The organism is Polaribacter sp., assembly GCF_036480315.1.
In the GTDB taxonomy this organism is placed as follows: Bacteria; Bacteroidota; Bacteroidia; order Flavobacteriales; family Flavobacteriaceae; genus Polaribacter.
Genome location: NZ_JAZGGG010000020.1, coordinates 26,375 through 51,508 on the forward strand (window position 1 = coordinate 26,375; position 25,134 = coordinate 51,508).

The following is a 25,134-nucleotide window of genomic DNA, read 5'->3' on the forward strand; positions in this document are numbered from 1 at the left end:
TCACAAAATTACAATTTATTGTATTTTAATGCAACCCAATTATTTCTTTCGATAAAAGTCTCTTGTTTTAAATAATATTTAGAAACTTCTGCATCTATTATGGGAATATCTTCTTGATAAAATCCACTTAATAGCAAAACTCCATTTTCATTTAAACAGTTTGCATAGACTTTTATGTCCATCAACAAAATATTTCTGTTGATATTTGCAATAATAACATCGTACTTTTTATTAATTAAAAGTGACGAATCTCCTTCAAAAACAGAAATATTATTACAGTTATTACGTTCAACATTTTCTATGGAATTCTCATAACACCAGTTATCAATATCTATAGCGTCTGTAGGTTTTGCTCCTTTCATTTCAGCAAAAATTGCTAAAATTCCGGTTCCACACCCCATATCTAATACTTTTTTATTCTCTAAATCTAATTGTAATAAATGCTGCACCATCATGTGTGTAGTTTCATGATGACCTGTACCAAAACTCATTTTTGGTTCTATTACAATATCATATTTTAAATTTGGATTTTCATGAAATGGTGCACGAATACTTACTAAATCATCAACCTGAATTGGTGAGAAATTCTTTTCCCATTCTGCATTCCAATTTGTTTGTGGAACTTCATTCTGATTGTATTCAATTGAAAACTCATCAGAATTTAAAACAAATATATCATCAAGAATATTCGAATTAAACACTTCTTTCTGAATATATGCTGTTACACCATTTTCGTTTTCAACAAAACTCTCGAAACCAACATTGCCTAATTCAGCAATTAAAATCTCTGTTGCTGGTTCTTTAGGCGTTACTGTAAAGTTGTATTCTATATAAATATTATCCATAAACTTATTATAAAAAAAATGCATCAAGATTTTAAAATCTCGATGCAAATTTATTGTAAATATCTTTAAATACGATACTTATATCGCTTTAATAATTCCTGTAAAATCAGCTACATTTAATGCTGCTCCACCAATTAAACCACCATCTACATCTGGTTTAGAGAAAATCTCTTCTGCATTTGCAGGTTTTACACTTCCTCCGTATAAAATTGATATTTTATTAGATACTTTTTTACTGTATTTTTTTTCTATAATACTTCTAATAAAAGCATGCATTTCTTGCGCTTGTTCTGCACTTGCAGTTTCTCCTGTACCAATTGCCCAAACTGGTTCATAAGCTAAAATAATATTTTTCCAAGCATCACCTTCTAAATGAAATAAAGCCTTTGATAATTGACTTTCAACAACTTTAAAATGATTATCAGATTTTCTATCCTCTAGTAATTCACCGAAACAAAAGATTGTTTCTAAATCGTTTTCTAAAACAGCATCTACTTTTTCAGCTAAAGATTCATCAGTTTCATTAAAATAAGTTCTTCTTTCTGAATGACCCAAAATAACCGTTTTAATTCCGATTGATTTTAACATACTTGCAGAAATCTCACCTGTATAAGCTCCATTTTTTGCTTGATGCATATTTTGAGCAACTACTTCAATTTTAGATTTTCTTGCTGCTTTCATTGAAGTAGAAAGGTTTACAAAAGTAGGAGCAACAATTACACGAGTATTTTTTAGTTCCTCTTTTTTAATTGCCTTTTTTAAATCTTTGATAAGTTCTCTACTTTCATCCCTATCATTGTTCATTTTCCAGTTCCCTGCTACTATTTTTGTTCTCATATATCTTGTTTTTATCCCTTTTTAATAGGTGAAATTTAACTTTTATTCAGCAGTAAATTTAAGGAATGTAAAATAAAAAACTTTTAAATTTAGAAATAGTTACTAAAACGTTTTATATAGATTTTTTTAATGCTGTAATTATATCTTCATCTGATGCATCAGTAGCCTTAAAGAGTAATATCTTTCCTTTTTCATCAACAACTAGATATCTAGGAATCCAACCTAAATTTAAAAAATCTACCAAATCTCCATTCTTCATCCCTTTTGGTAAATTATAATGTTCTCCTTTAATATTATAACGCTTTACACCTCTTTTCCAAGAACCAATTCTTTGATCAACAGATAAAAATAAAAACACAACTTCTGGAAACTCTTCCTGTAATTCTTTAGTTTTGGGTATAGCTGATAAACAATCTCTACACCAAGAAGCCCAAACATCAATTAATATTTTTTTCCCTTTGTGTTCATTTAATACATCTTTAAAAGTTGTAGAAACATCCTTTAAATCATATACGTTCTCACTTAAAGCTTTTTCTGAAAATTCTGTTGGTCTTTCAAAATTACAACTAACAACGATTAATAGTAAAACTAGAATTGAACCCTTTTTAAACATAAATTAATTTTTGAATTTGGTCTTGTAAGATATCTAATACTTACAACTTGACACTAAATTTAAAAACAAAAATACCTACTTTTGCATAACTTTTAGAAAACAAATGACAACACAAGAACTTATTGCCCAAATTAAAAAGAAAAAATCATTTTTATGTATAGGATTAGATGTGGATTTAAACAAAATTCCATCTCACCTTTTAACAGAAGAAGACCCAATCTTTGAATTTAACAAAGCAATTATTGATGCTACTCATCATTTGTGTGTTGCCTACAAACCAAATACCGCTTTTTATGAAGCTTATGGAATAAAAGGTTGGCAATCTTTAGAAAAAACTATCAATTATCTAAACACAAATTATCCTGAAATTTACACAATTGCAGATGCTAAACGTGGTGATATTGGTAATACCTCAACAATGTACGCAAAAGCCTTTTTTGAAGATTTAGCATTTGATTCTGTTACAGTTGCACCTTATATGGGAAAAGATTCTGTAGAGCCTTTTTTAGCTTTTAAAAACAAACACACCATTATGTTAGCGTTAACTTCTAATGAAGGTGCTTTCGATTTTCAAACAAAAATTATAGATGGAAAAGAAGTCTACAAACAAGTTTTAGAAACTTCTAAATCTTGGAAAAATAGCGAAAACTTAATGTATGTTGTTGGTGCTACAAAAGCTGAATATTTTAAAGAGATTAGAAAAATTGTTCCTACTTCTTTTTTATTAGTTCCGGGTGTTGGCGCACAAGGTGGAAGTTTACAAGATGTTTGTAAATATGGCCTTTCAGAAAATATTGGTTTGCTAATCAATTCTTCTCGTGGAATTATTTATGCCTCAAACGAAACTAATTTTGCTGAAGCTGCTACTACAAACGCTAAAGAATTACAGCAACAAATGGAAGTTATTCTTAATAACTAACAATCATTCCGTTCTTGATAAAGAACCTCATTTAGCATGAAAACGTATCAAGACCAAATTGGCAGCCTTTTAGAGTTTGATAAAAGACCTAAACGAATTATCTCTTTAGTACCTAGTTTAACTGAATTATTAGTTGATTTAGGTTTGGAAGAAAGTATTGTTGGTCTTACAAAATTTTGTATTCACCCGAATTATTTAAAGGAAATAAAAACAATTGTTGGTGGAACAAAAAACATCAACATTGAAAAAATTAAAACTTTAAAGCCAGATATAATTCTTTGCAATAAGGAAGAAAACACAAAAGAGATTGTAAAACTCTGCAAACAAGTTGCACCAACACATGTTTCTGATATTTATACAATTGATGATACTTTAGAACTCATTAAATTATATGGGAATTTATTTTATAAAAAGACTGAAGCAAAAGAAATTATTCGAAAAATTAATTTTGAATTAACAGACTTTCTGCAATTCATCAACACTAAAGAAATAAAAAAAGTGGCATACTTTATTTGGAAAACCCCTTGGATGATTGCTGCTAATAATACATTTATCAATCATTTACTTCAACTAAATAAGTTTGATAATATATATCAAAACAAAGAACGCTACCCAGAAATTGAGTTAGACAAAATAAAGTTAAAAGGTAATCTTGACTTCCTTTTCTTATCATCAGAACCGTATCCTTTTAAAGAAAAAGACGTTTCTGAAATAGAACAAATTACCAATTCTAAAGCATTTCTTGTAGATGGCGAAATGTTTTCTTGGTATGGGAGTCGTTTAATTAAAGCTTTTGAATATTTTAAAACGCTTCATCAATAAATAATCTAACAATTCTTTTCTTATCTTGTCATTCAAACGCTACAAAAGAATGACTTCAGAAATTATTGGTAAATTAATTCCCGCAGCCGTATTATTATTTTTAGGAATTATTGAAGCTTTTGGCGGTTTATATATTGATGATAAAAGAACCAAAAACGATTTTACGATAGAGTTAATTAGTTTAGTAACATTACCAACCTTAATTCAGCCAGCAATTATTGTAGCCGTTGTTTTCTTAATGAATACTTTTTTACCTCAACTTAATAATATTTTTATTGATAGTTCTTTTTGGTATCACATTGCAGCTTTTTTAATTTTTGATGACCTAATGCAATATTGGTGGCACAGGTTCTCTCATGAAAATAAAACTTTTTGGAAATTACACAGACCGCATCATGTCGTAGAAGAGATGGGTGTTTTAGTTACGTACAGAAATGCGACTTTATATTACGCAATGATGCCTGGTATTTGGTTTTCTGCAGTTTTAGTCTATTTAGGAATGGGCGAAATTTACATTTATTATATCGCTGTAAAGTTAGTTGTAATTTTATTAGCTCATAGTGAAACAAAATGGGATCGTTTCTTATATAAATACCGAATTTTACAACCATTTGCTTGGTTAATTGAACGAACAATTTCTACTCCTGCAACACACTTTGCACATCATGGTTTAACTTCTGAAGATGGTGTTAGCAATCCAAATGGAAATTACGGAAATTTACTTTTCTTATGGGATATTATATTTGGTACCGCTAAAATAACTAGAAAATACACAACACGTTTTGGAGCATGGAATCAAATGAAAGAACCATGGTATGTACAATTATTATTTCCACTAATTAGATCTAAAGATCCAAAAAGCGAGCTTTATTCTTTAAAAACAAATAATGATTTTGATCCTTCTGTAGATTTTAAGGAATTTAATAAATAAAATAGCGTTCTTGGGATAAATAAAAAAACGCTATACTTTAAAGCATAGCGTTTTATCATTTTTTATTTTAAACTATTTTTATCTATTGTCTTGTAAAGCAAAAACTTGTTTTAATAAAGCTGTACTTCTTAACCCAACTTTTTCTCTAATACCTTTTTCTTCATTAGTAATCATAGTAAAAACACCTTTTAAAGCTTGGTTAGTTACATAACCTGTTAAATCTGGGTTTACTTTCTTAACAAAAGGAATTGAGTTGTATTTGGTAATTAAATTAGACCATATTTTATCTGCACCTACTTTAGAAAAAGATTTATTAATAACTGGGCTAAAACTATTATACAAACTTTCTGAAGTTTTAGATTGCAAATATGCAGTTGCTGCGTTTTGCTCACCTAATAAAATGTTTTTTGCATCTGCAAATGTTATGTCTTTTACAGCATTTACAAAAATAGGAGTTGCAGTTTTTACAGCATCTTCAGCTGCTCGGTTTAATACTTTTATACCTTCGTCTGCCAAATTACTTAAACCAATACTTCGCAATCCTTTATCTACAGCTTGTAATTCTTCTGGTAATAATATTTTTACCAATTGATTTCTGTAAAAACCATCTTTAGATGTTAATTTAGAAACTTGATTTTTAATTCCGCTGTCTAACGCTTCCCTTAAACCATTTCCTATTTGCTGCTGAGATAAAGCACCTCCACTTGGTAAATTATTAATAACATTTTGCAATTCTGCACATCCAGTAAACTGAATTGCAATTACTAAAACTAAAATTCTTTTTATCATTTTTCTAAATTTATTTATTCTATTTAAACCTTTTTTTATTAAAAGTCACTTTTTTAATTAAATGTATCTGTTTTTTTATCATATCCGTACGGACAATGTTTACAACCACTTTTACAGCAATGACCTCTTTTTAAATGAAATTTTTCGGTAAAAACCTTATACCCTTGCTCATTTAGGTAATAATCTCCTTCTTCTAATTCTACTCTTTTATTATACACTTTGCAAAAATATCATTTTAATCCATAAAAAAAGCGTTCCGAAGAACGCTAATTTAATTTTATTTTTCTTTACCTGGTGGAAACCTTGAAATAATTTCATTCGCGAATTCTTTAATTCTAGCCTCTTTTTTTTCTCTATTCTGAAGTTTTAAAGCTCCGGTTCCAATTCCTTGCCAAACTAATTCTTTCTTTTCTTTATCTATAAAATCTATAAATAACGTTCCTTCGGTATATTGAGAAACATTAGTATTGTTCATGTTTCCAAACATATAAGGATTCCATCCCCAGCCAAAACCATAGCCAAAATTATTATTTTGATTTACGTTTACTTTCTCTCTAGACTTTGTAAAAATACTGACTAACATATCTGGATTTTCAGATTTTGTAAATCCTTGAGCGATTAACCCAGATTCAATTGCTCTTAAAATCCTTTTTTTATCTAAATCAGAAATTTCTGCTTTATCAATTCCGGGTTTATAGAATGCAAATGTTTTGTATTGATTGAAATCGACTTTGGTATCATAATCTGTAGTCACTTTTACAGAACTACAAGAAGTAATTAAAAAAGCACTAAATACTAAAAAAATAAAATTTTTCATCAGGTATAGTTTTAAGTTATAGAATTCATCAAGTCATCTTTAACTTTATTCGGAATTGTAACTTTTAATTTCTTTTCTGATTTCATTGCCCTTTTAATAGCAAAAATAGCCTCATCATTTCTTGCCCAACTTCTTCTAGAAATACCATTATTTACATCCCAAAAAAGCATTGATTTTAAACGCTTTGATGCTCCTTTAGAACCATCAAGAAGCATGCCAAAACCACCGTTTATAACTTCTCCCCAACCAACACCACCTCCATTATGAATAGAAACCCAAGTTGCTCCTCTAAAACTATCGCCAATTACATTCTGTATTGCCATGTCTGCGGTAAATTTAGAGCCATCGTAAATATTAGAAGTTTCTCTATATGGTGAATCTGTTCCTGAAACATCATGATGATCTCTTCCTAAAACAACATGTCCAATCTCTCCTTTTTTAATCGCTTTATTAAATGCTTTTGCTATTTTCATTCTCCCTTCTGCATCTGCATATAAAATTCTTGCTTGCGAACCTACAACCAATTTATTCTCTTGTGCACCTTTTATCCATTGAATATTATCAGCCATTTGTTGCTGAATTTCCATTGGCGAATTTTCTTTTATTTTCTCTAAAACATCACACGCAATTGCATCTGTTTTTGCTAAATCTTCTGGTTTTCCCGAAGCACAAACCCACCTGAACGGTCCAAAACCATAATCGAAACACATTGGTCCCATAATATCTTGCACATAACTTGGATATCTAAATTCTTTACCAATTGTAGGGTTTGGATTCATAATAGCGGCTCCTGCTCTACTTGCTTCCAATAGAAAAGCATTCCCATAATCGAAAAAGTAAGTTCCTTTATCAGCATGTTTATTAATTGCTTTTACATGTCTTCGTAACGTTTCCTGCACTTTCTCTTTGAATAACTCAGGGTTTTCAGCCATCATTATGTTGGCATCTTCAAAAGGAATATCAACAGGGTAATAACCTCCAGCCCAAGGATTGTGTAATGATGTTTGATCTGAGCCTAAATCTATATGAATATTGGCTTCATCAAACTTTTCCCAAACATTTACAATATTCCCTAAATAGGCAATTGAAACCGTTTCTTTGTTTTGTTTTGCTGCTCTTACTCGAGCAACCAAATCATCTAAATCTGTAATTTTTTCATCAATCCAACCTTGATCTAAACGAACTTGGGTAATCTTCGGGTTTACCTCTGCACAAACCGTAATACAGCCTGCTATATTACCTGCTTTTGGTTGCGCTCCAGACATTCCGCCTAAACCAGAAGTTACGAATAAATTTCCTTTAGGTTCTTTTTTTATTTTTCTGAATCCGTTTAAAACGGTTATTGTTGTTCCATGCACAATTCCTTGTGGACCGATATACATATAACTACCTGCAGTCATTTGACCATATTGAGAAACTCCCAACGCATTCATTTTCTCCCAATCATCAGGTTGCGAATAATTAGGTATTACCATCCCATTTGTAACCACAACTCTTGGTGCGTTTTTGTTTGAAGGATACAATCCCATTGGATGACCAGAATACATTGTTAATGTTTGTTTATCAGTCATTTCTGACAAATACTTCATGGTTAATAGATATTGTGCCCAATTCTGAAAAACAGCTCCATTTCCTCCATAGGTAATTAATTCATGTGGATGTTGTGCAACCGCATAATCTAAATTATTCTGGATCATTAACATAATTGATTTCGCTTGTGTAGATTTCCCTGGATATTCTGCAATATCTCTTGCTTTCATCTCATAATTTGGGCGAAAACGATACATATAAATTCTTCCGTACTTTTCTAATTCTTCAGCGAATTCAGGTAACAATTCTGCGTGATGTTTAGCTTCAAAATAGCGCAATGCATTCTTTAAAGCAAGTTTTTTTTCTTCATTAGACAGAATCTCTTTACGCTTTGGGGCATGATTCATTTCTAAATCGTACACTTTTTTATTTGGTAAAATAGTTGGAATTCCTTCTCTTATTTGCTCTTTGAATGTCATTTCTAAACTTATTTTGTATCTGTAAACAAATATATTTAATTTGGACCGATATTTGTTTATTTACTGATGATGATTTTTATTTCTAAATATATGGTTCCAAAAGGTTTTGTTGGAATTACACTGTATCCTTTTATTTTCCTAAAAAGGAAAGCGCTAAAAGAGAACAAAGTTTTAATCAATCATGAAAAAACTCACTTGAAACAACAATTAGAATTATTGATTATTTTCTTCTATCTTTTCTACGGAATAGAGTTTTTAATAAAACTATTCAAGTATAAAAACGCCTATATCACTTATAAGAACTTAAGTTTTGAACGAGAAGCATATCAAAATGAAAAAGATTTTAAATACTTAAAAACTCGAAAACAATGGGCTTTTATTAACTATTTATAATCATTAAAGAATTCTTGTTTCTTTTAAGAAATTCGTAAATTGCGACACCAATTTTCTATAAAAATTACGAATGGAACAAATTACACCTTATAAACCAACATACAAAGTTAGAATTGTAACTGCTGCTGCACTTTTTGATGGACATGATGCTGCCATAAATATTATGCGTAGAATTATCCAATCAACAGGAGTTGAAGTTATTCATTTAGGTCATGATAGATCTGTGGAAGAAGTAGTGAATTGCGCAATTCAAGAAGACGTTAATGCTATTGCTATAACTTCTTACCAAGGAGGACACAATGAGTATTTTAAATATATGTACGATTTATTGAAAGAGAAAAACGCAACACATATCAAAATTTTTGGTGGCGGTGGCGGCGTAATTCTTCCTGAAGAAATTAAGAATTTAATGGATTATGGAATTACACGTATTTATTCTCCGGATGATGGTCGTGCATTAGGTTTACAAGGAATGATTAATGATTTAGTTCAAAAATCTGATTTTGCAATTGGTGACGTTCTAAATGATGAAGCAGATAATTTATCAGAAAAAAATATTGGAAGTATTGCTCGTGTAATTTCTTCTGCAGAAAATTTTCCTGAAGTAGCAAAAAGCGCTTTGGATAAAATTCATGAAAAAAATAAAGATTCTAAAACTCCGGTTTTAGGAATTACAGGAACTGGTGGTTCAGGAAAATCTAGTTTAGTAGACGAACTTGTTCGTAGATTTCTAATTGATTTTCCAGAAAAAACAATCGGATTAATTTCTGTTGATCCATCAAAAAGAAAAACTGGCGGTGCTTTATTAGGTGATAGAATTCGTATGAATTCAATTAATAACGAACGTGTTTACATGCGTTCATTGGCAACACGTCAATCTAATTTAGCTTTATCAAAATATGTAAATGAAGCTGTCCAAGTTTTAAAGGCTGCCGAATTCGATTTAATTATCTTAGAAACTTCTGGAATCGGACAATCGGATACAGAGATCATAGAACATTCAGACACTTCTCTATATGTAATGACTCCTGAGTTTGGAGCTGCAACACAATTAGAAAAGATTGATATGTTGGATTTTGCTGATTTAGTTGCTATCAACAAATTTGATAAAAGAGGCGCTTTGGATGCGGTTAGAGATGTGAAAAAACAATATATGCGTAATAATAATTTATGGCATATTCACATGGACGACATGCCTGTTTACGGTACAATTGCATCTCAATTTAACGACCCAGGAATGAATACTTTGTATAAAAGTATTATGGATAAATTGATTGAAAAAACTGGCGTTGATTTAAAATCTAAAATGGAAATTACAAAGGAAATGTCTGAAAAGATATTTGTAATCCCACCAAGTAGAGTTCGTTATTTATCAGAAATATCAGAAAGCAATAGAGCTTACGACAAAAAAGTTGACAATCAAGTTATAGTTGCTCAAAAACTATATGGAATTCATCAAACAATTGAATCGATTACAAATTCGACTGTTGAAATTCTAAAAACGGGATTGAATGAAGATGAGATTCTTAATCAAGTCCAAGATGATGAAAAAGATTTTGCAAAACTTTTATTAGCACAATTCGAGAAAGTAAAATTAAATTTTGATCCACATAATTGGGAAATTATTTTAAACTGGAACGAGAAAGTAGCCAAATATAAAAATCCTATTTACACGTTTAAAGTTCGTGATAAAGAGATAAATATTGAAACACATTCAGAGTCGCTTTCACATTCTCAAATTCCGAAAGTAGCTTTACCAAAATACAAAGCTTGGGGAGATTTATTACGTTGGAATTTACAAGAAAATGTTCCTGGAGAATTCCCATTTGCTTCTGGATTGTATCCTTTTAAAAGAACTGGTGAAGACCCTACAAGAATGTTTGCTGGTGAAGGTGGTCCTGAAAGAACAAACAGACGTTTTCATTATGTGAGTTTAGGAATGGATGCAAAGCGTTTATCAACTGCTTTTGATTCGGTTACCTTATACGGAAATGACCCTGGAGAAAGACCAGATATTTATGGGAAAATTGGAAACGCAGGAGTTTCAATTTGCTGTTTAGACGATGCTAAAAAATTATATTCTGGTTTCGATTTAAGCCACGCAATGACTTCAGTTTCTATGACAATTAACGGTCCAGCACCTATGTTGTTAGGTTTCTTTATGAATGCGGCAATCGATCAGAATTGTGAAAAATACATCAAAGAAAACAAATTAGAAAAAACTGTTGAAGCTAAATTTAAAGAGATTTACGATTCAAAAGGATTAGAAAGACCAATATATCAAGGAGATTTACCAGAAGGAAATGATGGTTTAGGTTTGATGTTGTTAGGATTAACTGGTGATTTAGTTTTACCTGCTGACATCTATCAACAAATAAAAACAACCACTTTAGCACAAGTTAGAGGAACGGTTCAAGCAGATATTTTAAAAGAAGATCAAGCACAAAACACCTGTATTTTCTCAACAGAATTCGCATTGCGTTTAATGGGTGATGTTCAAGAATATTTCATCGAAAAACAAGTTAGAAACTTCTATTCGGTTTCTATTTCTGGTTATCATATTGCAGAAGCGGGTGCAAATCCAATTACACAATTGGCATTGACATTATCAAACGGATTTACTTACGTTGAATATTATTTATCAAGAGGAATGGATATTAATAAGTTTGGACCAAACTTATCTTTCTTTTTCTCAAACGGAATTGACCCAGAATATTCAGTGATTGGTAGAGTTGCTCGTAAAATTTGGGCAAAAGCGATGAAAATTAAATATGGTGCAAATTCAAGAGCACAAATGTTAAAGTATCATATTCAGACTTCAGGACGTTCTTTACACGCACAAGAAATCGACTTTAATGATATAAGAACTACACTTCAAGCGCTATATGCGATTAACGATAACTGTAATTCTTTGCATACAAATGCCTATGATGAAGCCATTACAACGCCTACGGAAGAATCTGTTCGTAGAGCAATGGCAATTCAGTTGATTATCAACAAAGAATTAGGTTTAACAAAAAATGAAAACCCTATTCAAGGTTCATTTATTATTGAAGAATTAACAGATTTAGTAGAAGAAGCTGTGTTAACTGAATTTGACAGAATTACAGAACGTGGTGGCGTTTTAGGCGCGATGGAAACGATGTATCAACGTTCTAAAATACAAGAAGAAAGTTTGTACTACGAAACTTTAAAGCACAATGGAGAATTCCCAATTATTGGTGTAAATACATTCTTAAGCTCTAAAGGATCTCCAACGGTTCAACCCGCGGAAGTTATTCGTGCAACAGAAATAGAAAAGCAATTTCAAATTGAAACAAAAAATTTATTGAATAAAGCCAATGATGGAAAAGTTCAAGAACAATTAGCTATTTTACAAGAAGCTGCAATACAGAATGAAAACCTTTTTGATAAGTTAATGGAAGCAACTAAATTCTGTTCTTTAGGACAGATAACTGATGCCTTATTTGAAGTTGGTGGACAATATAGGAGGAATATGTAGAAGGCAATGCTTTTATATAAATTGTAAAAATCCACACGAATTTGTGTGGATTTATTATTTGAAGAATATTATAAAAAACACTGAGCCTAAATATATCCAAAATATTGTAAAAATAATATGCATAGAAGTTTCAAACTTTTTTCCTCTCCAAAGTTTTGGAGAATACACAAAAAGTTGAAAAATTAATCTGATACACCAAAACACTCCCAAACCTAAAGAAATTCTCTTTCCAAAATTAGTTTCTATTAATTCATTTGCTGAAGTAAAACAAAGCAATCCTATTAAGAAAACAACTAATGCTATAAAGAATGTATGAACAGTCATCATTTGCTGATTTATTAAACTCATAGACTTTAATTCTTTTTTCCAATTGAAATAATTTGGAAAACCAATGTGAATAAAAGCAAGTAGAGATAAAAGAATTCCTATAATTTTTAGTTGTAAAATCATTTCTTAAAATTTAATTATTTAGTGAATTGAAAATTGACATAAAAGGAGTAAACTTTCTCTCTTTAGTTTTTAAAAATCCTGCCTTACCAAAAATATTCAACCAAGTTTTTTTTGAAAAAAAATGTGTAAACCCTACAGAAAAAGCAAAGAAATTTGAAACGCTTCTTAAATGTTCTACCATAATTACTCTTCCATTTGATTTGCAAATCCTTCTACATTCACTTAAAAACTCGACTTTCTCATTATTCTTTCTTATTTCATGAACTGCAGATAACAAAAAAACAACATCTACTGAATTAGCTTCTAAAGGAATAGAGTTATACTTTATTTCTTGAGTGTTTGGATACACTAAACTCACTTTTCTTGCTCTAATTATTGCTAGTTCAGTATGTTTTTCAGAATTATAAAAATCAAAAACTTTTAAATCTGATTTTGGAAATTTATCTTTTAAAATAAAACTTGTTTCATCAAAACCTGCATTTATGTTTACAAAAACATTGTCTTTTGAATCTGATATTTCAAACAGATTTAACCACTCAAAATTATAATACCCAGAGAAATCATACACATATGCAGATACTATTAACGGCATTAAGAGCCCATAAATAAACCCAGAAACAACCACCCAAATTAATGATTTTGAAAAATTAAAATACCAACAAATAGTAATAATCAAAAATAAAACAATTAAACCAATCACATAAAAGTGTCTGTTAAAACTTAAAATATTTAAGACTCCTTGAAACTTTTTTCTTTCTATTTCCATAATTCAATTTTTCCTTTTTTCCATTTATATGGAACGTTTTCAATAATAAAACTATTTGCTAAAACACAATTTTGTAATTGTAAATTATCCAGAAAATCAAAATGATAACTTTCTACTTTTAATGGTTTTGGCTTCCAATTAGTTCGAACTCCTTCAATAATTAAAACCTCTTTAGTTTCTTTATTATAAGTAAATGTAAATGGCAAGGGACCTGCGAACCTTCTAGCTTCTTTCCAATTTAAAAAAGGAGAATCTTTTGGCAATTCAACTTCTTTATCCGTTTTATTTACTTTTATATTAAAGTTCGATTTTTTAGAAAATATTTCTATAATATTTTTTTCATTGTTAGTACAAATATCTGTTGTTGTATACTTATAATGTGTAAAAACATTTCCCCTAAAAGTCATTTTTTTACTATTTGTTTCAGATTTTAAAATATACAAACCTCTTAATCTTTTGCCTTTACTATTTGTATACCTTACAAAAACCCTATAACCAATTAAGAAGAAATCGTTTCCCATAAATTTAGGAAATCCTTTTGGACGTAATTTTTTGGTTTGCACCATTGCAACTGCAATAAACGCCCATTTGTCTTGAAATAAATCTAATTCTAAACAATCTGGAATTAAATTTTCTAATTGTTCTTTTGGAACGGAAAACGTGAAAACAATTGAGCTTTCGAAAAAAGTTTCTACAGAAAACGGATGATTTTTTAAGATCTTAAACATTCCTTTTTTCTTTTAAAATAAATTCTTGATAATAGATTACCAACACAAATAAAAATGCTATTACAATATTTAGTTTTCCAAAAAGCAGTAAATCTTTGGCAAGCGTAAACTCAATAATATTCATAGTAATTATAACTGCAATCTGCAACAAACTGTTTAATTTGGATTTGAATCCTGACAAAATCCAAATGACCATTATAATCTCTAACACGCCTATTGCAATTGTTATTTCACTAGAATATGTTTCTCCAAAACTCTACCAACAATTTCTTGATGTCTAGGAACAAGGTTTAGTATTTTACAGAAAAATCCATTTATAAACCACACAGAAACTATAATTATAGTAATCACTTTATTTATCATTCTTACAACTCTTTAGTCATTACATCTAAATTAATTTTCTCTGCTTTTGTAAACTTAATTTCTCTAACCATACTCATATCATTCCATAAATACTGGCTTCCTTTTAACCTTTTTGTTTGTCTAATTCTTTTTTAAAAAGCGCTATATTCTTTTTCTGTTGCTTTTCTTTTCACACCTAATTCGCCTTACAATTTTACAGCAGGATATTTGGAAAATTGCATTCTGAATAAAGATTTTAACCAAAACCACTTACAACTATTTACAGCTAGGACACAGATGCTTTTATTCATTTTAGAATTTACATTTAGTATGGTTGCAAACTTTTCAAAATAAAAACCTGTTTAATCATTATTTAAAAAAAACGAACCAATTGGTGTAATTGTTGGTTCATTTTTTTTGATTTACTAAAGCTATCGCTACATGCATATTTTTGCCAAATGACTTGCTAAAATGCCTTCTTATTTTTTGCCAATTTTCATCTAAATTTATTTTCATAGTTTCAGAAATATTTGAAAATTTATATTCAAATTTTTTTACTTTTTTATTACTTTGGTAAAGTTGGATAATAACCAGTGTTCATCAGCTTTAATAGCTTTGTCTAAAATATTATTTACTGTTGTAGTAACTTTAGATAAATCTCCAAGTACTTGTTTAAATTGTGCAGCTTCATCAGAATTATCTTCAACTTGCTGCAACTCTGCTAATACTTTTAAAACAGGTTCAATTTCTCTTTTCTTACGTTCTTTGGTAATTTGTTTGAACAATTCCCAAATATCTTTATCAGCCACAAAAAACTCTTTACGCTCTCCTACTACAAATTCTTTGGTAACAATTCCCCAATCGATTAAAGCTCTTACATTCATGTTTACATTTCCTCTAGAAATTTGCAGAGTCTCCATAATGTCTTCTGCCGAAAGAGGATTTGTAGAAACTAATAACAACGCATGAACTTGTGCCATCGTTTTATTAATTCCCCAAGAAGTTGCTAAACTTCCCCAAGTTTGAATGTATTTATTTTTTGCGTCGTCTAATTTCATACACCCAAAATACAACTATTTTCTGAACTTTCAATAGTTATTGAAATATAAATAATATTAACGAAAGTGAATCTTTAAACCATGCTATTCGTCTAACTATAAACTTTTAAAATTATGAATATTAAAAATGAATTTTATCATCAATTAGAATTTGGCCAAATAGCCTTGAAAGAGAAAAATTATAAAACATCCTTTTATCACTTTGAAAATGCGCATATATTAGGACAAAATCATTTAATAAGACATACAATTAGTCATTATTGGATGTTAGTTTATGGCATAAAATCGAAAAACCGTAAAGAAATCATTGGTCAGATTGTTCGAATTATTGCCTCTCTCCTATTTACTTTACTTTGGGTTCCTAAAGGAAATACTGGTGGTTCAGATGTTTCATCCATAAAATTAATGCCAATTAGAAAAGAATTGCAAAAATATTTTTAAATTAATGCATCTTTTTAAAAGATTCTCTGTCTATTAAGTGAACATTAAAACTAATATTATGAAATATAAAAATGAGTGTACTTGTAATTGTGAAGGTTGTAAAACTGGAGAATGCAAAAACTGTACTTGCGAAAGCTGTACTTGCAATAACTGTAGTTGTTAACTAACAATTTTCTATCTAAACTTGTACAGTTTCTTTTTATAAGATACTGATACAAGTTTAGTATAATGTATTTTTACAAATATTATGACCACAAAACAAGTTTGGACTTCCTATTCTGAAGATTTAAAACGCTTTATCATCAGCAAAGTAAAAGATATTACAAATGCAGATGATATTTTGCAGGATACTTTTATTAAAATCCACACAAAGCTACATACCCTAAAAGATATTACAAAATTAAAATCTTGGTGTTTTACAGTAGCAAGAAATTCTATTTTAGATTACTGGAAATCTACGAATCAAACTTTTAAAATTGCTGATTTTGAAGCAGAAACTACAACAATAGAAAACCAACATACTGAACAAGATTGCCTACGTGGAATTCTTAAAAACTTACCAAAAAAATATAGAGACCCATTATTTCTTGCTGACATAAAAGGATTAAAACAACAAGAAGTTGCTACACAACTAAAGCAGACATTACCAACTACAAAATCTCAAATTCAACGTGCAAGAAAATTGATTGCACAAGGTTTTATGGATTGTTGTGGGTATGTTTTAAATGATGAAGGAAACTTGGTTGGTGAAATTCAAGAAAAAGACGATTGCAAAGTTTGTAATTAAAAACAAAATTTGATCAACTTAGAGAAAATCATCCAAGTTGATCAAAAAATATTATTCTTTTGATTCAGGTAAATGAATACCTTTTTTTAATAAAGTAAATCCCATTGCAAGTAACCAAACTACTTTTACGTGAAATATTGGTTTGTAGATTTCAAAATTATCTGGAATTACTAAAATAATACCCATTGCTATTAGACCAAAAGTTGCTGTAAACCAACCCAACCAAGTACTTACAATGTTCCATTTTATAAAAGCGTAACCAAGTAATACTAAACCAACACCAGAGAAAATACGTCCAAAACGCACAAAACAAGTTACATATTGATTGGTAGATAAAATACTATCCATAAAAACGGCTACTTCTGTAGCAGACATTCCAGCTGTTTTACCAACTCCCCAAGCACCAAAATTATAAAAAAACGCATTAGCAATAGCTAGAGTAAAAGTTCCTACTACAACCATTCCAATACCAGGATATATAACAACGTTATAAGGTGCTCCTGAAGTTAGAGGCAATAAAGCAAACATAGAGATACCCATCGTTACCCATCCAAAAATATGAATACGATACATCCAAATCCAATACCAAACGTTTTCACCAACTTTAGCAAAATCTTCGGCAACAATATATTCTCCTATATGATGAGATGATAATGCCCAACCAAACCATAGTAATATTGCTGCTAAAATAAACGCCCAACCAGTAAAACTAGTTTCGAAATTTTTTTTCATTATTCTCATAATTTTGTTTTTTTTTAATTATGCAATATAAAAGTGTTTTTATGTAACTTTTGTTACGCAAGAAGAAAATTAGTAGATGTATATTGTGAAATTATTAATTTAACTAAAACAAACTACCAACTTGGATAGAAGATCATTTATAAAAAAAACTGTACTAAGCTCGTTTACAGCTCTTATAGGAACTGAAATTATCTTTGGCTCAAAAATTATTAATGGCTATACTCCTTTAGCAATCCAAGATCCAAATCCTTTTAAAATGTTCAATAAGAACAAGGGTATGGTTGTTTTAAATGACAAACCTTGGAACATTGAGGCACAAGCGCATTTATTAGATGATAAGATTACTCCGAATTCATCAATGTTTATTAGAAATAACGGTAGAACTCCAGAGGAAATCAATCCAAAAACATGGACACTTACTATTGATGGAGAATCTGCTAAAAACAAAAAAACATATTCTTTAGAAGATTTAAAATCTAAATTTGAGCATCATACTTATCAATTAACTTTAGAATGTGGTGGTAATGGACGAGGTGAATTTGACCCACCAGCAAAAGGAAATCAATGGACTATTGGCGCTGTTCATTGTGCTTCTTGGACTGGAGTTCGTTTACGCGACGTATTAGAAGATGCAGGTATTAAAAGTGATGCTGTATATATTGGATACCATGCTGCTGATACACATTTAAGTGGAGACCCATCAAAAGAGCCAATATCTAGAGGTTGTCCGATGCCAAAAGCACAACAAGATGAAACTCTATTAGCTTTCGGGATGAATGGTAAAGATATTCCTTTAATACATGGTTACCCTTTACGATTAGTTGCTGGTGGTTGGCCAGCATCTGTATCAGGTAAATGGGTAAATAGAATTAGTATTCGAGACAAAGTGCATGATGGAACAAAAATGACAGGGACAGCATATAGAGTTCCTTGTAATCCAGTTGCTCCAGGGGAAAAAATAAAAGATGAAGACATGTGCATTATTGAATCGATGCCTGTTAAGTCTTTAATTACTTATCCAAAAACGGGTGCAACTATAAAAGAAGGAAAAACTTTATATATTAGAGGGCATGCTTGGGCAGGGGAATTAGAAGTTTCAAAAATGGAGTATTCAATAGACTTTGGTTCTACATGGAGCAATTGTTCTGTAGAAAAACCATCAAATCGTCTTGCTTGGCAACATTTTTCAGCGTCTATAAATTTTCCAAAAAAAGGATATTACGAAGTTTGGGTAAGAGCAACTGATACAAATAGCGTTGCTCAACCAATGCTTCTACCTGGTTGGAATCCTAAAGGATATTTAAATAATGCCTGTCATAGAATAGCAATAAAAGTTATTTAATGAGTAATCAAAAAGAGTTTCAAAAAAAGGTTAAAAAGGCAGAAAAAACAGCTTATTTCGCAATGTTTTTCGCTCTTATAGCTTCAGTATTACTTCTTTTTGCTGTATACAATCCTACGTTTTCAATTTTTGGAAATGACAATTCTAATGTTGTTTATAGTGAGATAATTGAAGATAAAGTTGAAAACGGAATTCACTTAAGAACAGGTTTAATTGACGCTGAAGGTTTAATGACTGTAGTTAATAATTGTACAAATTGTCATTCAGCAAAGTTGGTTACCCAAAACAGAATGAATAAAGAACGCTGGAATGCAACAATAAAATGGATGCAAAAAACCCAAGGTTTGTGGAACTTAGGTGAAAACCAAGAAAAAATTGTAAACTATTTAGTTACAAATTATCCAACTATTGCAAAAGGTAGGCGTTTAAAACTTGAAAACATTAACTGGTATACATTAGAAAATAAGAAATAAGAAATAAGAAAAATGAATAATTATTTAGATGCATTTGTAAATGCTTTTACAGGAACAGTAGATTGGACATGGAAATCTATAATTTTTGATGTGCCTTGGTACACCAACTATTTTTGGGGACTTATTACTATTTCTTTGATCGTTTGGGTTTTAGAAATTGCCTTTCCATGGAGAAAAAACCAATCAATAATTAGAAAAGATTTTTGGCTAGATGCATTTTACATGTTTTTTAATTTCTTTATTTTCTCCATTGTTATTAGTGGGGTTTATGAAATTTTAGGTTTGTTTTTTGGCGAATTTAATATTACAGCAAAAAGTTTAGCGCTCTTTGATATTTCAGAATGGGCTCCGTGGTTACAATTATTGGTCTTCTTTATAATTCTTGATTTTGTACAATGGTTTACACACGTATTATTACATAAATATAGTTTTCTATGGAGATTCCACAAAGTACACCACAGTGTAAAAGAAATGGGCTTTGCGGCACATTTAAGATATCACTGGATGGAAAATATCTTTTACAAACCTCTAAAAACTTTTGCAGTAATGCTAATTGGTGGTTTTGAACCTGAGCAAGCGTACATTGTTCACTTTATAACTATTGCAATCGGTCATCTTAATCATGCAAATATTAAAATTACTTGGGGCGTATTTAAATACCTTTTTAATAATCCAGTAATGCATTTATATCATCATGCATATGTTGTTCCTGAAGGAAGAAATGGTATGAATTACGGAATTAGCTTAAGTCTTTGGGATTATATATTTAAAACAAATTACATTCCTGAAGATAGTGGAACTGTAGAAATTGGTTTTAAAGGTGATGATAAATTCCCTCAAGGTTTTATAGATCAAAATCTTTATGGATTTAAAAAAGGTCAGGAATAAGTACGAAATATATTTTTTGAATTGAACAAATAAACCGTTTAAAATATCCTTTTGGGTTTTCTAAACGGTTTATTCATTTACACCTATTAATTCTCTTTTTTTGTCACTCCAATAAAGTTTATACTCAACCTGGTTTGGCTAACAAAAATCCATTTTCATTACAAATGTCATTTCGACAGAATGAAATATGAATGACGAGAAATCTAATTTCAAAAGAGATTCTTTATCATACTTCTTCAGAATGACAATCTAAACCCTTTTTTCACTTTAATTTAATTACTTTTATCTTTTAAATATTTAAGGTGAAAAAGAAAACTCTTATCAGTAAAGAATTAGACGATTTTTACAACAAAGCTTCAGAAGAAACCAGGCTAGAAAAAGGAATGGGTATTTTTGAATTTGAACGTATAAAAGAACTCATTCAACAGCATATATCAAAACCAAACAGTACCATTATTGATGTTGGTGGTGGAACAGGAAAATATTCTGAATGGTTAGCAAAAAATAATCATACAGTTCATTTAGTAGAACCAGTTTTAAAGCATATAAAACTTGCTGAAAAAAGAGCAAAAAAACTAAAGAAACCTTTTTCTGTTGCTATTGGTGAAGCAACAAAGTTACCTTTTAAAGAGAATTCTGCAGATTTAGTAATTCTACACGGTCCTTTATATCATTTACAAAAAAGAGAAGATAGAATTGCAGCGATTGTTGAAGCGAAAAGAGTATTAAAAAAAGGCGGAATTATTTTAGGTTTCGCAATTAACGCAACTGCTTCTACTGTTGTTGGTTTAATGAATGGAATGATTCATGCCAACTCCTTTTTTGATATGTGTAAAGAAGAATTAACTACAGGTATTCATGATGCTCCAAAAGACTTTCCTTTTTTATTAGCAGATGCTTTTTATCACAAACCAGAAGGGTTAAAGTCTGAATTTCTAGAGCAAAACCTCAACTTTATAAACCTTTTTGCAGTTGAAGGAATGATTTGGTTAGACAATGAATATTTTGCAAACATGATTCATAAGAAAAAATCGAAAACTTTAAAAGCGTTACAAACTCTTACTCAAAACGATGAGTATTTATTACCTTTTAGCCCACATATGATGATTGCAGTTAAGAAATAGTGAAAGAAGTTAAACACAAAAATAACTATTGGAATGCTTGTTCAGACTGTAAAGGTATTGGCAAAAAAAAGCAACGTCTTCGAAAAAATGTTCGTTTAGAGTACCAAAAAGCATTAGATCTTTTTGAAAAATCAAATAGAAAAGGAATTGTCCCAATTAAACCAATTGGTAATTTACAAACTTGTACTAATTGTAAAGGAACAGGATTAATATTATCTACTTCTAAACCCAAAGTAAACAAAGAAAAATATCCACACGTTGCAATTATTGGTGGTGGAATTGGTGGTGTTGCACTTGCCGTTGCTTGTTTACATCGTGGAATTCCTTTTACCCTTTTTGAAAGAGATGATAGTTTCAATGAAAGATCCCAAGGTTACGGGCTTACTTTACAACAAGCAAGTAAAGCTATGGCAAGTTTGGGAATTTTGTCTTTAGATAAAGGTGTAACCTCAACCAGACATGTAGTTAATAATACCGAAGGAGAAATTATTGGTGAATGGGGAATTAGAAAATGGGGAAGATCAAAAACCAAAGCAACACCAAAACACACAAACATACATATTGCAAGACAATCTTTACGTTTAGCTTTACTAGAAGAATTAGGAGAAAATGATTCTATAAAATGGGGACATCAATTATTAAGTTTTGATGAATCTAATAACGAAAGTATAGAACTGAAATTTCAAGTAAATAACGAAATAAAAATTACAAAAGCAAATCTTGTAGTTGGCGCAGATGGAATTAGAAGTACAGTAAGAAAACAACTCATTGGTGAACAAATTTCTCCATTACAATATTTAGGTTGCATTGTAATTCTTGGCATTTGTGCTTTAAAGAACCTAAAAAATATTGAAAGTACTTTATTAGATTCTGCAACCGTTTTTCAAACTGCAAATGGTAATGAAAGAATCTACATGATGCCTTATGATACAGAAACTATTATGTGGCAATTGAGTTTTCCTATTCCAGAAAACGAAGCAAAAGAATTGAATATTAAAGGCGTAAAAGCACTTAAAGAAGAAGCTGTAAAAAGAACTCAATGGCACAGTCCTATTCCTCATATTGTAGCAGCTACAGATGAAAATCAAATTTCTGGTTATCCTGTTTATGATAGAGAATTACTAAAATTAGAGCAACTTCAAAAAGGAAATAAAATAACATTAATTGGAGATGCAGCTCATCCTATGAGTCCGTTTAAAGGTCAAGGTGCAAATCAAGCTTTGTTAGACGCATTATCTTTAGCTCGTGAAATTACTATAGATTCTAAATGGCAAGAAACTGGAATAAGAGAAAGTATCTTAAATACTTTTGAAACAGAAATGATAACACGCAGTACTTCTAAAGTAAAAAGTTCTGCTGAAGCTGCAAAATTGTTACATTCTGAAATTGTATTGAAAAAAGGTAATGGTCCTAGAGGGAAATATCGAGAAGAAAAAAAATAAATTCCAAGTCTTTAGTTAAATTAAACCTACCTTCTCCTCTTTTTGGAAGAACTTCTAGTCGCTTTTTTCTTTCGCTTATTAAAAGGAACAGGAACTGCATCATCAAAAGTATTCTTTACTTCTTTAGCATTTTTGTTCTTTTTCCAAGAATTAGAATCTGGCAATAAAACTTTTAATAAATCTTGTCTACCTACTTTGTTTAGTGTGTTTCTAATCCAATCTTTATTTTCTTTTTTATACCAAAAGAAAAATTTATGTTGGTCTTCTCTCTCCTTTTTAGTTTTCGGAGTTTTAGTAGGTTTTAACGTATAAGGATGAAATCCTGAATAATAAATAACCGTTGCAACTGTCATTGGTGTTGGTGTAAAACCTTGCACTTGCTCTAACTGAAAGCCCATATCTTTGGTTTCTGCAGCTAGGTTTGCCATGTCCTCTACTTCACTTGCTGGGTGACTAGAAATAAAATACGGGATCAATTGAAGGTTCAATCTTTTCTTTACATTTATTCTATCAAAACGCTCCTTAAACATATGAAAATATTTAAAAGACGGTTTACGCATCAATTTTAAAACAGGGTCAGAAGTATGTTCTGGTGCAACTTTTAATCGCCCAGAAACGTGTTTTGTCAATACTTCTTCTGTGTACGCATCTAATTCTTTAGGGTCTGCATTCTTATTGAATTCTGGCACCAACATATCATGTCTAATTCCACTTCCAATAAAAGATTTTTTAATCTTCGGATGTTTATCAACTGCTTGATATAATTCCGTTAAAGGTTTATGAGAAGTATCTAAATTAGAACAAATGACGGGCGAAATACAACTTGGGGCAACACATTTATCGCAAATAGATTGTACTTTTCCTTTCATCTGATACATATTTGCAGAAGGTCCTCCAATATCAGATAAATTGCCTTTAAAATCTGGCATATTTGCCACTTTATCTATTTCTTTTAAAACAGACTCTTGACTTCTACTCGCAATAAATTTCCCTTGATGTGCAGAAATAGTACAAAAACTACAACCACCAAAACATCCTCTGTGAATATTTATCGAGAATTTTATCATTTCAAACGCAGGTATTGGTCCACGTTTATCATATTTTGGATGCGGTAATCTCGTAAAAGGCAAATCGAAAGAACCATCAATTTCCTTTTCGGTCATTGTTGGATACGGCGGGTTTATCACCAACGTTTTTCCTTCTACATCTTGTAAAATTCTTCTTGCTTTTAATTTATTCGATTCTTGTTCAATTATTTTAAAGTTAGAAGCAAATGTTTTTTTATCATTTAAACAAGCAACATGAGAATTTATAGTTACATCTTCCCAATCATTAATAATTGGTAATTTCTCTACCTTTTCATCAACAAAAATAGCCGTTTGTTTAATGTTTTTTAAACTAGAAAACGGAACCCCTTTTTGCATTAGTTCTACAATTTCACGCAAAGGTTGTTCTCCCATTCCATACACCAACATATCTGCTTTAGAAGTTTCTAAAATAGTTGGCAACAACTTATCAGACCAATAATCATAATGTGTTACACGTCTTAAAGAAGCTTCAATACCACCAATTAAAACAGGAATATCCGGGAATTTATCTTTTAATATTTTCGAATACACAGAAGTTGCATAATCTGGTCTAAAACCTTTATCTCCATTTGGCGTATATGCATCTTTATCTCTACTTCGTTTACTTGCAGTGTAATTAGAAACCATCGGATCCATACAGCCACCAGTAACACCAAAAAATAAACGAGGTTTTCCTAATTTTTCAAAATCTTGTAAATTATCATTTACACTTGGTTGCGGCACAATTGCAACACGCAAACCATAACTCTCTAAAATTCTACCAATTACTGCTGGTCCAAAAGACGGATGATCTACATACGCATCTCCACTAAATAAAATCACATCTAATGCTGACCAACCACGAATCTTAACTTCCTTGTTTGTAGTTGGTAACCAATCTGTTAGTTGATGTCTTTTAGTTTCTTGCATAGTTTGCAAAAATACGAGAATTATAATGGATTAAAACACTTTTTTTAAGCAATTTCCTGCTTTCACTACTCGCTTTTT

The 25,134-nt window shown here is 30.5% G+C and carries 26 protein-coding genes; 12 read left to right on the top strand and 14 right to left on the bottom strand.

Annotated elements, in window-relative coordinates; all coding sequences use genetic code 11:
- Positions 1 to 8: 8 nt before the first annotated feature.
- From prmA to V3V28_RS03205, 3 genes are all read right to left on the bottom strand, one after another.
- Positions 9 to 845 (bottom strand): 50S ribosomal protein L11 methyltransferase, encoded by an 837-nt coding sequence (gene prmA, locus V3V28_RS03195; protein ID WP_331363714.1) that lies wholly within the window; start codon positions 843 to 845, stop codon positions 9 to 11.
- Positions 846 to 923: 78 nt separating this feature from the next.
- On the bottom strand, positions 924 to 1,682 hold the full coding sequence (tpiA, locus tag V3V28_RS03200; protein ID WP_331363580.1) for a triose-phosphate isomerase: 759 nt from the start codon (positions 1,680 to 1,682) through the stop codon (positions 924 to 926).
- 112 nt (positions 1,683 to 1,794) lie between these two features.
- A complete protein-coding gene (locus V3V28_RS03205) occupies positions 1,795 to 2,295 on the bottom strand; it encodes a TlpA family protein disulfide reductase (protein WP_331363581.1) in 501 nt (166 codons plus the stop codon).
- 103 nt (positions 2,296 to 2,398) lie between these two features.
- On the opposite strand from V3V28_RS03205, the gene pyrF reads away from it, so the two are divergent.
- From pyrF to V3V28_RS03220, 3 genes are read left to right on the top strand one after another with little or no spacing between them, the layout of a single operon-like run.
- On the top strand, positions 2,399 to 3,214 hold the full coding sequence (gene pyrF / locus V3V28_RS03210; RefSeq protein ID WP_331363582.1) for an orotidine-5'-phosphate decarboxylase: 816 nt from the start codon (positions 2,399 to 2,401) through the stop codon (positions 3,212 to 3,214).
- 36 nt (positions 3,215 to 3,250) lie between these two features.
- A complete protein-coding gene (locus tag V3V28_RS03215) occupies positions 3,251 to 4,036 on the top strand; it encodes an ABC transporter substrate-binding protein (RefSeq protein WP_331363583.1) in 786 nt (261 codons plus the stop codon).
- 49 nt (positions 4,037 to 4,085) lie between these two features.
- Positions 4,086 to 4,967 (top strand): sterol desaturase family protein, encoded by an 882-nt coding sequence (locus V3V28_RS03220; protein ID WP_331363584.1) that lies wholly within the window; start codon positions 4,086 to 4,088, stop codon positions 4,965 to 4,967.
- 78 nt (positions 4,968 to 5,045) lie between these two features.
- Here V3V28_RS03220 and V3V28_RS03225 read toward each other — a convergent pair whose 3' ends face one another.
- Genes V3V28_RS03225 through V3V28_RS03240 form a run of 4 tightly spaced genes read right to left on the bottom strand, consistent with a single transcriptional unit; the run spans position 5,046 to position 8,582 of the window.
- Complete coding sequence (locus V3V28_RS03225; RefSeq protein WP_331363585.1) at positions 5,046 to 5,756, bottom strand: DUF4197 domain-containing protein; 711 nt, start codon at positions 5,754 to 5,756, stop codon at positions 5,046 to 5,048.
- A 53-nt stretch (positions 5,757 to 5,809) separates the two neighbouring features.
- Positions 5,810 to 5,974, bottom strand: coding sequence for a DUF5522 domain-containing protein (locus V3V28_RS03230; protein WP_331363586.1), 165 nt, complete (start codon positions 5,972 to 5,974; stop codon positions 5,810 to 5,812).
- A gap of 59 nt (positions 5,975 to 6,033) precedes the next feature.
- Positions 6,034 to 6,573 (bottom strand): DUF4136 domain-containing protein, encoded by a 540-nt coding sequence (locus tag V3V28_RS03235; RefSeq protein ID WP_331363587.1) that lies wholly within the window; start codon positions 6,571 to 6,573, stop codon positions 6,034 to 6,036.
- An 11-nt stretch (positions 6,574 to 6,584) separates the two neighbouring features.
- The gene (locus V3V28_RS03240; RefSeq protein ID WP_331363588.1) at positions 6,585 to 8,582 is read right to left on the bottom strand and encodes a urocanate hydratase; all 1,998 of its coding nucleotides are present in this window, start codon (positions 8,580 to 8,582) and stop codon (positions 6,585 to 6,587) included.
- A gap of 66 nt (positions 8,583 to 8,648) precedes the next feature.
- Here V3V28_RS03240 and V3V28_RS03245 point away from each other — a divergent pair, with 66 nt between their 5' ends.
- Both V3V28_RS03245 and V3V28_RS03250 read left to right on the top strand, forming a co-directional pair.
- Complete coding sequence (locus V3V28_RS03245) at positions 8,649 to 8,975, top strand: hypothetical protein (RefSeq protein ID WP_331363589.1); 327 nt, start codon at positions 8,649 to 8,651, stop codon at positions 8,973 to 8,975.
- A 70-nt stretch (positions 8,976 to 9,045) separates the two neighbouring features.
- A complete protein-coding gene (locus V3V28_RS03250) occupies positions 9,046 to 12,477 on the top strand; it encodes a methylmalonyl-CoA mutase family protein (protein WP_331363590.1) in 3,432 nt (1,143 codons plus the stop codon).
- Between the two features lie 54 nt (positions 12,478 to 12,531).
- Here V3V28_RS03250 and V3V28_RS03255 read toward each other — a convergent pair whose 3' ends face one another.
- The 5 genes from V3V28_RS03255 to V3V28_RS03275 all read right to left on the bottom strand — a co-directional run bounded on the left by V3V28_RS03255 (position 12,532) and on the right by V3V28_RS03275 (position 15,821).
- A complete protein-coding gene (locus V3V28_RS03255) occupies positions 12,532 to 12,927 on the bottom strand; it encodes a hypothetical protein (protein WP_331363591.1) in 396 nt (131 codons plus the stop codon).
- Between the two features lie 10 nt (positions 12,928 to 12,937).
- Positions 12,938 to 13,693, bottom strand: a complete 756-nt coding sequence (locus V3V28_RS03260) for a class I SAM-dependent methyltransferase (protein ID WP_331363592.1) — start codon at positions 13,691 to 13,693, stop codon at positions 12,938 to 12,940.
- Positions 13,684 to 14,421 (bottom strand): DUF2071 domain-containing protein, encoded by a 738-nt coding sequence (locus V3V28_RS03265; RefSeq protein ID WP_331363593.1) that lies wholly within the window; start codon positions 14,419 to 14,421, stop codon positions 13,684 to 13,686. Before V3V28_RS03265 ends, V3V28_RS03260 begins: the two co-directional genes overlap by 10 nt.
- The gene (locus V3V28_RS03270; RefSeq protein WP_331363715.1) at positions 14,414 to 14,617 is read right to left on the bottom strand and encodes a hypothetical protein; all 204 of its coding nucleotides are present in this window, start codon (positions 14,615 to 14,617) and stop codon (positions 14,414 to 14,416) included. The genes V3V28_RS03265 and V3V28_RS03270 overlap by 8 nt, the downstream gene beginning before the upstream one ends.
- A 700-nt stretch (positions 14,618 to 15,317) precedes the next feature.
- On the bottom strand, positions 15,318 to 15,821 hold the full coding sequence (locus V3V28_RS03275) for a GbsR/MarR family transcriptional regulator (protein WP_331363594.1): 504 nt from the start codon (positions 15,819 to 15,821) through the stop codon (positions 15,318 to 15,320).
- A 114-nt stretch (positions 15,822 to 15,935) separates the two neighbouring features.
- On the opposite strand from V3V28_RS03275, the gene V3V28_RS03280 reads away from it, so the two are divergent.
- Complete coding sequence (locus V3V28_RS03280) at positions 15,936 to 16,262, top strand: DUF3703 domain-containing protein (protein ID WP_331363595.1); 327 nt, start codon at positions 15,936 to 15,938, stop codon at positions 16,260 to 16,262.
- 247 nt (positions 16,263 to 16,509) lie between these two features.
- Positions 16,510 to 17,049, top strand: a complete 540-nt coding sequence (locus tag V3V28_RS03285; RefSeq protein ID WP_331363596.1) for a sigma-70 family RNA polymerase sigma factor — start codon at positions 16,510 to 16,512, stop codon at positions 17,047 to 17,049.
- Between the two features lie 51 nt (positions 17,050 to 17,100).
- On the opposite strand, the gene V3V28_RS03290 is transcribed toward V3V28_RS03285, so the two are convergent.
- A complete protein-coding gene (locus V3V28_RS03290) occupies positions 17,101 to 17,781 on the bottom strand; it encodes a hypothetical protein (protein ID WP_331363597.1) in 681 nt (226 codons plus the stop codon).
- Positions 17,782 to 17,911: 130 nt separating this feature from the next.
- Between V3V28_RS03290 and V3V28_RS03295 the strand changes: the two genes are divergently transcribed.
- From V3V28_RS03295 to V3V28_RS03315, 5 genes are all read left to right on the top strand, one after another.
- Positions 17,912 to 19,132, top strand: coding sequence for a sulfite oxidase (locus V3V28_RS03295; protein WP_331363598.1), 1,221 nt, complete (start codon positions 17,912 to 17,914; stop codon positions 19,130 to 19,132).
- Positions 19,132 to 19,605, top strand: a complete 474-nt coding sequence (locus V3V28_RS03300; RefSeq protein ID WP_331363599.1) for a monoheme cytochrome C — start codon at positions 19,132 to 19,134, stop codon at positions 19,603 to 19,605. The genes V3V28_RS03295 and V3V28_RS03300 overlap by 1 nt, the downstream gene beginning before the upstream one ends.
- 12 nt (positions 19,606 to 19,617) lie before the next feature.
- Complete coding sequence (locus V3V28_RS03305) at positions 19,618 to 20,493, top strand: sterol desaturase family protein (protein WP_331363600.1); 876 nt, start codon at positions 19,618 to 19,620, stop codon at positions 20,491 to 20,493.
- A 302-nt stretch (positions 20,494 to 20,795) separates the two neighbouring features.
- Positions 20,796 to 21,617 carry a class I SAM-dependent methyltransferase gene (locus V3V28_RS03310; protein ID WP_331363601.1) on the top strand — a complete coding sequence of 274 codons (822 nt, stop codon included), beginning with the start codon at positions 20,796 to 20,798 and terminating at the stop codon, positions 21,615 to 21,617.
- Positions 21,617 to 23,059 carry an FAD-dependent oxidoreductase gene (locus V3V28_RS03315; protein ID WP_331363602.1) on the top strand — a complete coding sequence of 481 codons (1,443 nt, stop codon included), beginning with the start codon at positions 21,617 to 21,619 and terminating at the stop codon, positions 23,057 to 23,059. The genes V3V28_RS03310 and V3V28_RS03315 overlap by 1 nt, the downstream gene beginning before the upstream one ends.
- 26 nt (positions 23,060 to 23,085) lie before the next feature.
- On the opposite strand, the gene V3V28_RS03320 is transcribed toward V3V28_RS03315, so the two are convergent.
- Complete coding sequence (locus tag V3V28_RS03320) at positions 23,086 to 25,056, bottom strand: YgiQ family radical SAM protein (protein WP_331363603.1); 1,971 nt, start codon at positions 25,054 to 25,056, stop codon at positions 23,086 to 23,088.
- Between the last annotated feature and the right edge of the window lie 78 nt (positions 25,057 to 25,134).